Origin of the sequence: Desemzia sp. FAM 23988, assembly GCF_045528365.1 — a bacterium.
GTDB lineage: Bacteria > Bacillota > Bacilli > Lactobacillales > Carnobacteriaceae > Desemzia.
Genome location: NZ_JBGQQS010000001.1, coordinates 220,127 through 232,488, shown reverse-complemented (window position 1 = coordinate 232,488; position 12,362 = coordinate 220,127). Strand labels below are relative to the sequence as shown.

15 protein-coding genes and 1 pseudogene are annotated in these 12,362 nt (G+C 36.3%); 7 read left to right on the top strand and 9 right to left on the bottom strand.

Annotation, left to right across the window (positions count from 1 at the left end):
• Positions 1–63: 63 nt before the first annotated feature.
• Positions 64–1,023 (bottom strand): IS30 family transposase, encoded by a 960-nt coding sequence (locus ACEN4L_RS01200; protein ID WP_407123573.1) that lies wholly within the window; start codon positions 1,021–1,023, stop codon positions 64–66.
• Positions 1,024–1,470: 447 nt separating this feature from the next.
• Between ACEN4L_RS01200 and cspD the strand changes: the two genes are divergently transcribed.
• Positions 1,471–1,671, top strand: a complete 201-nt coding sequence (gene cspD, locus ACEN4L_RS01195) for a cold-shock protein CspD (protein WP_407095520.1) — start codon at positions 1,471–1,473, stop codon at positions 1,669–1,671.
• 116 nt (positions 1,672–1,787) lie between these two features.
• Here cspD and ACEN4L_RS01190 read toward each other — a convergent pair whose 3' ends face one another.
• From ACEN4L_RS01190 to ACEN4L_RS01180, 3 genes are all read right to left on the bottom strand, one after another.
• Positions 1,788–2,036 (bottom strand): GlsB/YeaQ/YmgE family stress response membrane protein, encoded by a 249-nt coding sequence (locus ACEN4L_RS01190; protein ID WP_407095519.1) that lies wholly within the window; start codon positions 2,034–2,036, stop codon positions 1,788–1,790.
• A 116-nt stretch (positions 2,037–2,152) separates the two neighbouring features.
• A complete protein-coding gene (locus ACEN4L_RS01185; RefSeq protein ID WP_407095518.1) occupies positions 2,153–3,379 on the bottom strand; it encodes a toxic anion resistance protein in 1,227 nt (408 codons plus the stop codon).
• Between the two features lie 17 nt (positions 3,380–3,396).
• Positions 3,397–4,101: a 5-bromo-4-chloroindolyl phosphate hydrolysis family protein gene (locus ACEN4L_RS01180; RefSeq protein ID WP_407095517.1), complete on the bottom strand. Its 705-nt coding sequence runs from the start codon at positions 4,099–4,101 to the stop codon at positions 3,397–3,399.
• A gap of 225 nt (positions 4,102–4,326) precedes the next feature.
• On the opposite strand from ACEN4L_RS01180, the gene ACEN4L_RS01175 reads away from it, so the two are divergent.
• The 3 genes from ACEN4L_RS01175 to ACEN4L_RS01165 are packed head-to-tail and all read left to right on the top strand — an operon-like array spanning position 4,327 to position 5,884.
• A complete protein-coding gene (locus ACEN4L_RS01175; protein WP_407095516.1) occupies positions 4,327–4,875 on the top strand; it encodes an NUDIX hydrolase in 549 nt (182 codons plus the stop codon).
• Positions 4,876–4,888: 13 nt separating this feature from the next.
• A complete protein-coding gene (macP, locus tag ACEN4L_RS01170; RefSeq protein WP_407095515.1) occupies positions 4,889–5,140 on the top strand; it encodes a cell wall synthase accessory phosphoprotein MacP in 252 nt (83 codons plus the stop codon).
• 54 nt (positions 5,141–5,194) lie between these two features.
• Complete coding sequence (locus ACEN4L_RS01165) at positions 5,195–5,884, top strand: 5'-methylthioadenosine/adenosylhomocysteine nucleosidase (RefSeq protein WP_407095514.1); 690 nt, start codon at positions 5,195–5,197, stop codon at positions 5,882–5,884.
• Between the two features lie 104 nt (positions 5,885–5,988).
• Here ACEN4L_RS01165 and ACEN4L_RS01160 read toward each other — a convergent pair whose 3' ends face one another.
• Both ACEN4L_RS01160 and ACEN4L_RS01155 read right to left on the bottom strand, forming a co-directional pair.
• The gene (locus ACEN4L_RS01160; protein WP_407095513.1) at positions 5,989–6,462 is read right to left on the bottom strand and encodes a GNAT family N-acetyltransferase; all 474 of its coding nucleotides are present in this window, start codon (positions 6,460–6,462) and stop codon (positions 5,989–5,991) included.
• Between the two features lie 31 nt (positions 6,463–6,493).
• Entirely contained in the window at positions 6,494–6,940 is a 447-nt protein-coding gene (locus tag ACEN4L_RS01155; RefSeq protein ID WP_407095512.1) for a YueI family protein, read from the bottom strand.
• 316 nt (positions 6,941–7,256) lie between these two features.
• Here ACEN4L_RS01155 and ACEN4L_RS01150 point away from each other — a divergent pair, with 316 nt between their 5' ends.
• Both ACEN4L_RS01150 and ACEN4L_RS01145 read left to right on the top strand, forming a co-directional pair.
• Positions 7,257–7,802 (top strand): NADPH-dependent FMN reductase, encoded by a 546-nt coding sequence (locus ACEN4L_RS01150; protein ID WP_407095511.1) that lies wholly within the window; start codon positions 7,257–7,259, stop codon positions 7,800–7,802.
• A gap of 200 nt (positions 7,803–8,002) precedes the next feature.
• On the top strand, positions 8,003–8,650 hold the full coding sequence (locus ACEN4L_RS01145) for a DUF1054 family protein (RefSeq protein WP_407095510.1): 648 nt from the start codon (positions 8,003–8,005) through the stop codon (positions 8,648–8,650).
• Positions 8,651–8,691: 41 nt separating this feature from the next.
• Here ACEN4L_RS01145 and ACEN4L_RS01140 read toward each other — a convergent pair.
• The 3 genes and pseudogenes from ACEN4L_RS01140 to ACEN4L_RS01130 all read right to left on the bottom strand — a co-directional run.
• A pseudogene (locus ACEN4L_RS01140) lies at positions 8,692–8,889 on the bottom strand (S-ribosylhomocysteine lyase); the annotation flags it as partial.
• 176 nt (positions 8,890–9,065) lie between these two features.
• The gene (gene rpsD, locus ACEN4L_RS01135; protein ID WP_407095509.1) at positions 9,066–9,671 is read right to left on the bottom strand and encodes a 30S ribosomal protein S4; all 606 of its coding nucleotides are present in this window, start codon (positions 9,669–9,671) and stop codon (positions 9,066–9,068) included.
• Between the two features lie 256 nt (positions 9,672–9,927).
• Positions 9,928–10,404, bottom strand: a complete 477-nt coding sequence (locus ACEN4L_RS01130; RefSeq protein ID WP_407095508.1) for a GAF domain-containing protein — start codon at positions 10,402–10,404, stop codon at positions 9,928–9,930.
• A gap of 205 nt (positions 10,405–10,609) precedes the next feature.
• Between ACEN4L_RS01130 and ACEN4L_RS01125 the strand changes: the two genes are divergently transcribed.
• Positions 10,610–12,325 (top strand): septation ring formation regulator EzrA, encoded by a 1,716-nt coding sequence (locus tag ACEN4L_RS01125; protein WP_407095507.1) that lies wholly within the window; start codon positions 10,610–10,612, stop codon positions 12,323–12,325.
• Positions 12,326–12,362: the final 37 nt, after the last annotated feature.

Here is a 12,362-nt window from a genome sequence, read left to right as displayed (position 1 = left end):
TAGAAATGTGTTTCTAATAGTTTCAGCATTAAAAAGAAGTATATTTTTTTACTTATTGATTTGTCAAATTAAGCTAGACAAAATATCTTCATTCATGTAACTCATAAATACTTCCACGGGTGTTTGATAATCCAAGGACTTTCGTGGGATATTGTTTCTCTTATTCGCCACTGAAGAGATAAATGCTTGGTCGACTTGATTAAAATCCATGTTTTTTGGCAGACCATCTTTTCGCAGCAATCCATTGGAATTTTCATTCAGTGCTCGTTGCGAAGGAGTTCCTGGATCAGCGAAATAAATAGCGATGTCATGCTGGTTACTTAAAGCTTTCCAATTAGAGAATTCTTTCCCACAATCAAAGGTAATGGATTTAAATAAATGTCTGGGAATTGTTCCAAACCAGTGGTTCAGAGTGTTCTCAATATCGTTTGCCTTCCGCCCATCGGGCTTCAAGGTGATAATAATTTTCGATAGACGTTCTACCAAAGTGATGACAGCACTCTTGTGATGGACGCCCACAATGGTATCGCCTTCGATATGGCCAAACTCTTCTTTGAATGTCGGATAATCGGTTTCTCTTTCAACGATATTCCGCTTGAAAGCCTGTTTTCCTCGGCGTTCTTGATGTCCATTTGGTTTCCGCTTACCCTTCATGGGCAAAGTCGATTCATCGAACACCTTTTCCTTGAACTGGCGGTAAAGGGTTCGCACGGAACAGCTGATTGGTTTCTCTTTACGCCCAATGATAACGTCTGGCGTCCAGCCTTGGGCAATTTTTTCTTTGATGTAGGACTGTTGTTTCTTTGGCAAGACGATGTTTCGTCTGCCGCACCGTTTCTTATTTTCTTTGTACTGTTGGTAGTACTCGAGGGCCGTATGGCCTTCTTTCAAGAAATTAATGACGTTATAGATCGGTGTTCGAGATCGTTTCAGGTACTCAGCGATTTTCGTTATTTTGATGTTTTGGTGGTAGTAAGATTCTATCATCACCAGTTCATCCGTGGTAAGATGGGTGTAGGTCATTCGTGATCACTCCTATGTTTTCTTTAGTCGGAATTACATTTTGAGTGTACCACGAATGGCTTATTTATTTGTCTAGCTTAATTTTACAATCGGCGCTTACTAAAGTCGAATATTGTAGAACAACATTTCAGCTTAAATTTGAGGCTGGAAAACCTATAGAGGTAAGAGGAAGATGAGAAGGGGATGGATGAAGAGATAAAAAGCTGTAAATAAAAAAATACTTTTAAAAGGCAATTGGCAGCCCTTGCAAACTAAAAGAGACTGCGTTATAATATGTTGTGTAATGGATTTATTTTTAATAAATGAGAAAGTTGAATTTATGTCACATCAATCATTAATTAACAACGTCGTTTATATGACTATAAATGCTTTTTGATAGTTGAGTTACATAAATAAACCTCTAACGAAAAAAGATCTATTGCAATACGATATATGGAGGTAGATAGTATGGAAAAAGGAACAGTAAAATGGTTTAACGCTGAGAAAGGTTTTGGCTTTATCGAAGTTGAAGGCGGAGACGATGTATTCGTACATTTCAGCGCAATCACTGGAGAAGGCTTCAAGTCTTTAGAAGAAGGCCAACCGGTTGAATTTGAAATTGTTGAAGGTAACCGTGGACCTCAAGCAGCTAACGTTGTTAAATTATAATTGATCTAACAAATAGAAAAGGAACAGGACAATTTTCCTGTTCCTTTATTTTTTTGCCTATTTATTGAAGAAAAAAGACTCGCCATAAGCGAGCCTTTTAACGGGGGTAAAATAACTTATCCTTTTCGTCTTCCGGCAATTAATGAGAAGATAAAGATAAGAACAACAGCACCAATTAATGCTGGGAAGACATAAAATCCACCGACGTTCCATCCCCATTCTCCTAATAACGATGTACCTAACCATGAACCAATAAATCCGGCAACAATGTTACCAACGATTCCGAATGGTACGTCTCGTCCAACTATCATACCTGCGATAGCTCCTAAGACACCACCAACGATTAATGACCAAATAAGTGACATAAATTCCACTCTCCTATATAAATAATATTTGTAATGAACTATTACAATTATTAGTATAGACACAATTTGTACAAAACTCAAAGAATATGCTTGTTATCCATATTTGGTTTCTTTTGTTAAGAATCTTTACTGGTCAATTCAAGCAATTGATCGCGTAATGTGGTTTCCATAGTCGTTAATTCATGTTCAGCTTCTTTACGTTTAATTCGTCCTTCTTTTTGAATCTCTAGGGTTTGTTGTAAAGTATCAATCAAATCAGTTTGTGTTTGCTGCAATGTTTCAAGGTCAATAATGCCTCGCTCATTTTCTCTAGCTGTCTCGATAGCAGAAGTCTTCAAAAGCTCTGAATTTTTCTTCAGTAAATCATTCGTGGTTTCAGAAACTTGTCGTTGAGCTTCAACCGCATCTTTTTGTCTGAGCAATGTAAGAGCGATCACAATTTGGTTTTTCCAAAGGGGGATAGCCGTATTGATAGAAGATTGAATTTTTTCTGACAAAGCTTGGTTCGTATTTTGGATCAAGCGGATCTGAGGAGCTTGTTGAATCGTCATTTGACGAGCCAATTTTAAATCATAGACTCTTTTTTCCAATCGATCAAGGAATTGATTCAAATCGTTCACTCGTTGAACATCCATTTGGTTGGTGCTGCTTTCTGCTTGTTCTACAGCTGCAGGTATCAATTGAGTTAACAATTCTTCAATTTTTACTTCGCCTGCTGCAATGTAAATATTCAATGCCTCAAAGTAATCTAAGTTTTTGACATAAAGTTGTTCCAACATGGAATTATCTCGTAACAACAAATCTTTTTCTTTGTCCAACTTTCCAGCTATTTTATCTACTTGCGCACCAATTTTTTGATACTTAGCGGTAACTTCATAAATAGAGCGATTGATTTTTCCAAACAATTTTTTGAAAATATTGTTATCTTCAGCTTTTAAATCATCAGGATTAGCTTCATTTAAGCGATACATCAATTCATTGAGGGTTTCTCCAATTTCACCTGTATCTTGGTTTTGAACATGATCCAGCATAGAATGAGAGAAGTCACCTAATTTTTTTTGAGCAGCTGCTCCATAAGACATCACAGATTCAATATTCGTTTCATCAATCTGTCCGGCTAAGGAATAAGCTTGTTCTTGTCGTTCTTTGGGTAATTTATCTACTAACCGTTCACTTTTTTGCTCTTTTTGCAATTCTGTATCGATAGGATCAGCTGCTGCAGGCAGTGAAGGGTCTGCAAATGGATTTGCCAGTAAACTGTCCAGTTCTGCGTTAACATCTTTAATTGTTGTAGAAGGTTCATTTTGATTGGTATTCATCGGTTCTTTGTTTGTATCGACCATAGTGTCAACTCCTAAAATTATAGTTCCTCGTTAGTGATTTCATTTGTTGTATCATTATCTCTTGTAATGGTTTTCTTTGCAAGTTCGACCTCTAATTCAATATCATCAATGTCATCTGATTTAAAAGATACATAATCTTCGGCAATCAAGTTGCACATGCCATCAATTGTATTAGCACTTTCTTCCAGTACATCAAAGGTAGATTTGTGTTTCACTTCATGACTGTCTACTTCATTGTACTTAGTGGTCAAGTCTTTTAAAGAAGGAAGGTGTACGTACAAAAATTTATCCACGTCATGCAAACGATGAGGTTCTTGAGTAATTTCTTTAAATAACGCTTTTGCTAAATGAACAGTGTTATTGCGTCTTTCAATCGCCGTCAGCTTAGTAGATTGGCGCATGTTTTGTTCTAATTCTAAGATATTGATTTTTGCCGTCTGCATCGTTTCTCTAAAAAAATTCATTTCATCCTTGGATAAGCCTTGCGATCTGTAAAAAGCTTCTTTTTCAGGAGATAAACGTCTTAATTTTTGTACTTTAGTTCGTGAAGCTTTCTTGGGTTCTTTTTTTAAAAAAAGAAAACCGCCGATGACTAAACTGATTATTAAAGATGGCCAAAATCCAAAATCAAGCACTAACAACACTAAAAAAACAGCAATTGTTCCTGCAGTTGTAAATGTATACTTTAATATTTCGCCTAAACTTTTGATAAAATTATCCATATTTGTCCACCTCTTAAATAAATTTGAAAAAATTCGTAGTCTTTTCTGGTTAAGTATATTTTAGCATAAATGCTCCCTACAAATACATCCGACTTAAGAATGAATTGTTACTCTCAGTATAAAGTAAAATAAGGATTCTTTCGACTGATAGCTGTTTGGCTGCTTGTTTTTTTAAACATTCAACGGTATCATAGAACAAGACCTTGTCGAACGGAGGAAAGCGTCATGAAGTTTGAAGAAAAAACGTTGTCTAGTGAACAGATTTATAAAGGAAACCTAACAGAATATTTTGTAGAGTCCGTTGAATTGCCGAATGGGAAAACTTCTACCAGAGAAATCGTCAGACATCCTGGAGCCGTAGCAATTATGCCATTTACTCCCGATGGAAAAATGATTTTTGTAGAGCAGTTTCGTAAACCAATTGAAAAAACCATTATTGAGATCCCAGCTGGTAAAATCGATGATACAGACTCACATCCTCATGAAACAGGATTAAGAGAGTTAAAAGAGGAAACAGGGTATTATGCTCATGTTTTTGAACTAGTCAAAACTTTTTATACCACACCAGGTTTTACGGATGAAGTGATTCATTTGTATCGGGCTTCTGAGCTGGAAAAAACAGAAGAATTGGCTTTAGATGAAGATGAATTTTTAGAACTTAAAGAATTGTCTTTTGAAGAAGCATGGCAAGCTTATGAAGTTGGCCAAATAGTGGATGCAAAAACCATTATGGCGTTGCTTTATTGGAAAATCGAACGATTAGCCGCTGATTAAAAGGATGGTGGATATGGGAAACAGTTTGAGAGAACAAGAGAGAAAAAAACAACAAGCTGAATTAAAAAAGCAAAAACAATTCGCAAAAAAACGTGATAAAGCAGAAAAAAAATACCAAAAAGAACAAGAAAAACAAGGCTTTGCTACTAGAAGTCGAAAAGGCGAGAATGACAAAGTGAGAGAAGCCGGGAAAAAACTCAATCTAGCGATATTGATTGTGTCTGTATTGCTGGTCGTTGCGTTGTTGATTGTCTTTTTAGTGTAAAACAGTTAAACATCCATGGATAATTGCAAATAGAGAGATATGAGGAGAAATGAAATGAGAATTGGTATCATCGGAGCAATGGAAGAAGAAACGATTGCGTTGAAAAACAACTTAACAGAGCGAAACGATTGGGCGAAGGCAGGAGCGACATTTTCTTCTGGAAAAATGGCGGGCCATGATATTATATTAGTCCAATCAGGGATTGGAAAAGTCAATGCAGCAATAGCAACTACATTATTGATCAATGACTATCAAGCAGACGTTGTTTTTAATACAGGGTCAGCAGGAGCGGTAGATTCTAGTTTAGCCATAGGCGATGTAGTTATTTCTACTGAGCTGTCTTACCATGATGCTGATGCACGAGCATTTGGCTATGTTATGGGGCAAGTACCGCAAATGCCTGCTCGTTATCCAGCTGATGAACAGCTGATCAGCGTGATCGAAGCAGCTACTCAAAAAGTAGGGTTAAAATCAGTGAAAGGGCTTATTGTCACAAGCGACTCTTTCATTGCAGATAAAAAGACAATCCAACGTATCAAAACAGATTTCTCTGATGCTATGGTATCGGAAATGGAAGGGGCTGCTGTAGCACAAGTTTGTTACCAGTTTAAAACTCCATTTGTTATCGTGCGAGCTGTTTCAGATTCAGCTGATGATGAAGCAGGAATCAGTTTCGACAAATTTATTATTGAAGCTGGAAAAAAATCAGCTGAGATGGTGATGGAAGTTATTAAGTATCTATAGTCTAAAACATAGAAAAGTATTCATAAAGAGGTAAAAAAGCGGCCTTCAAAAATTAGATGTCACTCTAATTTTTGAAGGCCGCTTTTTTCACTTAGGGCAAAAGACTAAAGTTTCTTTTGAGCAATTTCATTATAGATCACAAAACCATTTTTGCGATAGGTTTCTTTGGCGATTTCGTTGGTTGCCCAATAATGCAATTCTACAAATGCAATATTTTTTTTGCGGGCATAATCATCCGCATATTGGAGCAATTCTTTACTTAATCCTTGTCCTTGATAATCCGGCAAAACAGCGATATGGCTGATGTATAAGCGCGTATAGCCGTAACGATAAACCGATTCTTTCATCTCTTGTTCTTCCAACCACAGATAAGCAGCAATCGGACCTTCTTCTTTTGCTTCATCAATCCAAAGAAATACTCTGGCTTTCGGATTTTGAAAAACTGTTTCAAAATGAAGCGCAATAGCTTCTTCGTCATAAGATTTGAAAAACTCCGGGTACATACTGCGGTGTTTTTCTTGCATAGTTTTTCCTAATTGACCCATTAATTTAGGGTCTTTTGTTTCTACTATTTGCACGTGTGATTCACTCCTGGTTCCGAATAAAAAATTAAGAGAAGAAACGTTTAAAAAACGATTTTTTCTGCTCAGTTTGTTGAGGCTCTTCTTTTTTAGGCAAAGGATACTTTTCGGCGACATCAATAATGGATTCATTTACGTCCGTAGGGGCAGCGAAAATCAATGCATAAGGACAAGTTTGAGCATATTCATTAGCGACTAGTGTGAACGGAATATCAGCTTGTTTACTGGCTTTAATGAAAGGCTCGAATGGCTTCATATCTAAATTACCATTCAGCAGTAAGCTGCCATCAGGATGACGTTGAAATTCAGTTGTAAAGGCCTTTAAACTATTGTTTAGAGAGAGTTGATCTAAAGTTGCTGTCAAATAAATTCTTTCTCGTAAACTGCCCAAAAATTCTTTCCGTTCTGAAAGCAATGTTTGTTTTGCACCGTATTGTCCTTTTTGTAAATAATCGTTTGGATCTTTATTGACCATATCAAAAACCCCTTATTCAAAAATAATTAGTCTCATCATTTATTCTATCACATATTCCAAAAGAAAAATAAGAAGGATGTCTTTTTTTGTTCAAGAGTTGATCTAGTCCATTCGAATTATGAAAAGATTATTGTGAAATGTCTATACCGAATTTATTAGAACTCGTTGCTCTTTTTTTATTTAGTCGAATTTTTTCAAATAAATCCGGTTAAAAATAGGGTTGAAACTTTACATGCATTTTACTTGTAAAAAGTAAGTTCGTGGTGTATCATTAATTTTGTAGTAAAAAACAACCACTAATCGGAGGTAATGACAGATGGGAAAAAATGTTGGAGTCTTAGTAGGTAGTTTACGTAAAGATTCATTAAATAAGATAGTCGCAAAAAAATTGGCTGAGTTATTTCCAGCTGATTATCACTTAAGCTTTATTGAAATTGGTGATTTACCAGTCTACAATGAAGACCTAGAAGCAGATGCTCCAGAAAGTTATAACCGTTTCCGTAAAGAAATGAAAGAACAAGATGCTTATATCTTCATGACACCTGAATACAACCGAGGTATGCCAGCTTCATTGAAAAACGCTATTGACGTTGGTTCTCGTCCTTGGGGAGAAGGTGTATGGCCAGGCAAACCAGTTCTTGTGGGATCTGTTTCCCCGTCAGGTATCTCTGGTGCACTAGCTAACCATCAAGTTCGTCAATCATTAGTATTCGGTGACAGCCCAGTTATGGCCCAACCAGAACTTTACATTGATGCAACTAAAGCTATTGGTGAAGATGGACAAGTTGTAGAAGGAACTGTGGAATTCTTACAAAGTATTGCTGATGCATTTGTAGCTTTCATTGACAAAAACACTAAATAAATCATTTCATAAAATCACTAAACGGATGCAGAAAATCTCTAAAGGTTTTCTGTGTCTATTTTTATTCTCTACAGCAATGATAAAAAAGCCTGTTTTACAAAATCTTAATTCAAATGGACAAAAAGATCCTCATCCATTCGTTCCAGCGATACAATAATGGTAAAATAAGAACAAGTACTAAAGAGAGGTGTTTCACTAATATGCAGACAAAAGAAGAACCATACTTTACACAAACAACATTTTCGATTTTTTCAATTGAAGGCTTAGAAGAACGGATGAAGGAAATTAGAACACATATCCAGCCAACGTTTCAGTCGTTAGGAGAATTCATTTCCAAATCATTGATCGCACAATTGGGTGGGGCGGTACTACCAGTACATGTAGCGAAACATTTGCGTCGAACTAAATTTGCTCCTGAGAGCACTTGGGTCGGAATTGGCGGAGATGCCAGAGGATATAAGAAATACCCTCATTTCCAAATTGCTATTGACCGAAAAGCTGTTTACATATGGTTGGCGTTTATTGACAATCCGCAATTTGAAAATGAAATGGCATCTTCCTTTTTGAAATTCCCTGAGTCTATTGCACAACTTTCTAAAGATTACATTGTTTCCTTAGATCATACAAAAGATAAGGTGACAGTGATAGACGAGATGGATATTACTGCTGCGTTGACAAGATGGCAGAAAGTGAAAAAAGGGGAGTTCATGGTAGGAAGATATTTAAAAGAAGACGACCCGATTTTAGATACTGCCGACCAGACAGAACAGTTCATTTTGGACACGGTTCGTGACCTTGTTCCATTATATAAACAGGCTTATGCAGCTTATCCAAAGGAAACTGTATAGTAAAAAAAAGACTTCCATTACGGAAGTCTTTTTTTTACTGCTTATTCATTATGCGAAAAAACTAAATGCCATTCGCTGCGTTTTGCTAAAAAGTCGCAAGCTAATTGTTGTGCACCTTCAAGGGTGAGATGAGCTGCCCACCCGCATTGCTTTTCATTGCTAGCTGGAACTTCAACAGCTCCTAAGACATCTTTCATCGTTTGTTCCAAAACGTCTAAAATCTCATCAGAGTTTTCGTGAAGCTTTCAGCATTCATTTTCTTTGTCATGATTGATGCTCCTTTTGAAATAAAATCTTTTTCTATATAACAAGAATTGATTGGATTTGTAATGGAGGTTACTGAAATAGGGAGAACAAAAAAAGCTCCCGCATCCTAATAAATAAGATGGGAGAGCTTTTGAAATGACAACTTTTATTAACGAGAGTAGTACTCAACAATAAGAGTTTCGTCGATTTCAGCAATCAATTCTTCACGTAATGGAAGACGAGTTAATGAACCTTCTAATTTTTCTTCGTCAAAAGAAACGAATTCTGGACGACCAAATACTGATTCAACAGCAGCTTTGATGATTTCCATATTTTTAGATTTTTCACGAACAGAGATTACTTGTCCTGGTTGAACGCTGTATGATGGAATATCAACACGTTTACCATCAACAAGGATGTGACCGTGGTTTACTAATTGACGTGATTGACGACGAGTAGTAGCTAAACCTAAACGGAAAACAACATTGTCTAAACGTTGTTCTAAAAGGATCATGAAGTTATCCCCATGTTTACCTTCTTTGATTTTACCAGCTTTTAAGAAAAGGTTGAAGAATTGACGTTCATTTACACCGTACATGAAACGTAATTTTTGCTTTTCTTGTAATTGCATACCGTATTCAGATAATTTTCTACGGCTATTTGGACCGTGATCTCCTGGTGCGTAAGGGCGACGTTCGATTTCTTTTCCTGTACCAGTCAATGAGATTCCTAAACGACGTGATTTTTTCCAACTTGGACCTGTATAACGAGCCATTATAAAATTCCTCCAATAAATCAATTTTTTGGAGTAAAATAATTAAGTTAAAAGTTCAGTAATACGTGCAGTTCATTTTCAATCTTCACCTTTGCAGCCGCAGGTTACACAATTGTGCTGTTCTAAAGAAAACGAATCCCTTAGGCAATGAACTGTTGACGCGGTTACCACTTTTTTTGCTGCATTATTTTACACATCCATCATTATAGCCTAAATCAGATAGCAACGTCAACATTCTTTTCAAATTAACCCCTATTTAGTTTACTGCAACTGAAGTTTCCATTAAAATAGTTGCGAATTCTTCTAAGTATTTGCGATCAATTTCATCAAAACGATTTGTGATAGGCGCATCGATATCTAATACTCCAATCAATTCACCAGCTGTTGTTTGAAGTGGCACAACAACTTCCGATTGGCTAGCGGCATCACATGCAATATGACCAGGAAATTGGTTCACATCTTCTACTATGATAGAATTATTTTGCTCGAAGGCTGTCCCACAGGCGCCTTTACCCAGTTGGAGGCGAATACAAGCTACTTTTCCTTGGAATGGTCCTAACACCAATTCTTGAGAAGATTCTTCAAACAAATAAAATCCAGACCAATTGATTTCAGGTAAAGATTCATACAGTAAAGCAGAAGCGTTACTTAAATTAGCAATCAAGTTTTTTTCTCCAGCTATTAGTGCACGGAGTTGGTTGTTCATTAATTGATATTTTTTTTCTTTTGACATGTTAAAGACCCAACTTTCCACTTAGAAATAAACGTAAAGATTATTTCAGAATTTTTTTATTTGTACTGTTAGAACATTTCCATTATGTTATACTAATTAATAGGTATTTTACTAGGAAAATCGGAAACAATCCATCCCATTATACAAGAAATGATAAACGGACTATTAAAAAATGGAGTATTCATTTTCAAACGGAGGGCTTTACATGAATGTTGAAATTACCGTCATCGTTATCATCGTCTTAGCGATAGCTGCTTTTGTAGCCAGTTATACGATGAGAAAAAAACACTACCGAATCGTCGACGAGTTGGAAGGGCAAAAACTGCAATTATCTGATATGCCAATAGCGGATGACATACATATGATCAAAACACTGAATCTCACTGGACAGACAGAAAAAAAATTCCAAAAATGGAAAACAGTGTGGGAAGGAGTAGAAAAAGAATCTATCCCAGCAATCGAGAATCACTTGTTTGAAGCAGAACGCTTTATTGACAAATTACGATTTGGAAAAGCAAAAGACGCTGAGGAGCTAGCAGAAAGTAAGATAAAAGAAACTAAAGAAACACTGCTCCGTATTCAAGAAGCATTGAGCGAACTTGTGAGAGGCGAAGAAAAAAACCGTTTAGAGCTTGAAAAAGTAAAAGAAATGTATCAAAGCATTCGGAAGAAATTGCTCACACACAGTTTCAGCTTTGGACCAGCTCTAGAAAAAATGGAGCATAAATTAACCGTACTGGAAACTGATTTTGCTACTTTTTCTGAATATACTTCTCAAGGGGATCACATAGAGGCTAAAGAAGTATTGGAAGAAGTTCGGACTAAGACGAAAAACTTGAACACACTTGCTCAGGACATCCCGGCGTTATTAAAAGAGATCAATGGTGAATTTGTAGAGCAATTAAAAGAAATCAAAATCGGGTATCAGATGTTAATAGAAGAAGAATTTAAGTTTCCAGAAGATCGCATTTTAGAAAAAATTGCAGAAATCGAGACAGAGCGGTTGGCTGCTGAAAAATTAGCGGGAAACTTAGAGATAGAGGCAGCACAAGAAAAAATTCCCATGATAGAAAACGAAATCGATCAGTTGTATGAAGTAATGGAATTTGAAATGGAAGCTAGTCAGTATGTAGCAGAGAATAAAGAAAAAATCGAGCAATTGATCACTTACTTGACACGCAAAAACAGTAAGCTGCTTATTGAGATCGATCGAGTTTCTCAAAGCTATAAACTGAATCACAATGAATTAAAACAAACACAAGATTTTAAAGACCAATTAGATGAACTGACAGAAACAGTGAATTATTATTTGGAAGCCTTGCAACAAAAAGACATTGTTTATTCTGAAGCCAAAGAAAGTTTCCACTCCAGTATTGAAAAATTGGAAACAATTGACAGAGGTCAAAATGATATTGCCCAACATTTAAAAGAACTGCGCAAAGAAGAAACAGAAGTGAAAGAAAGTATCGATGACTTTGAATTTAATATGCGTGCTATGAAGCGTTACATTGAAAAGCAACATCTTCCGGGTCTTCCGATTGATTACATGGATCTGTTTTTTGCGGTTACACAAAAAATTGAAAATCTGTCCATCGAGATCAATAAATTGAGAATCGATATGGACGAAATAAAGAAAATGGCAGACTTTATTGAGGATGACATCGAGCTATTGCTGGATAAGACAGAAGAAATCGTTGATACTGCATTATTGACAGAATACATGACGCAATACGCTAATCGGTATCGTCAGAGTACTCCTCAAATTGCTTCAGCTACTCAAAAGAGTTTTAAATTGTTCAATCAAGAGCACAATTACCGTGAGGCACTGGAAACTATCTCAACAGCATTAGAGGAAGTAGAACCAGGAGCGTATAAAAAAGTCGAAACAATGTATTTCAATGAAATCAAACCAAAAACCTAAAGGCATAAGAAGCTGAGAGAAAAATCTCAGCTTCTTA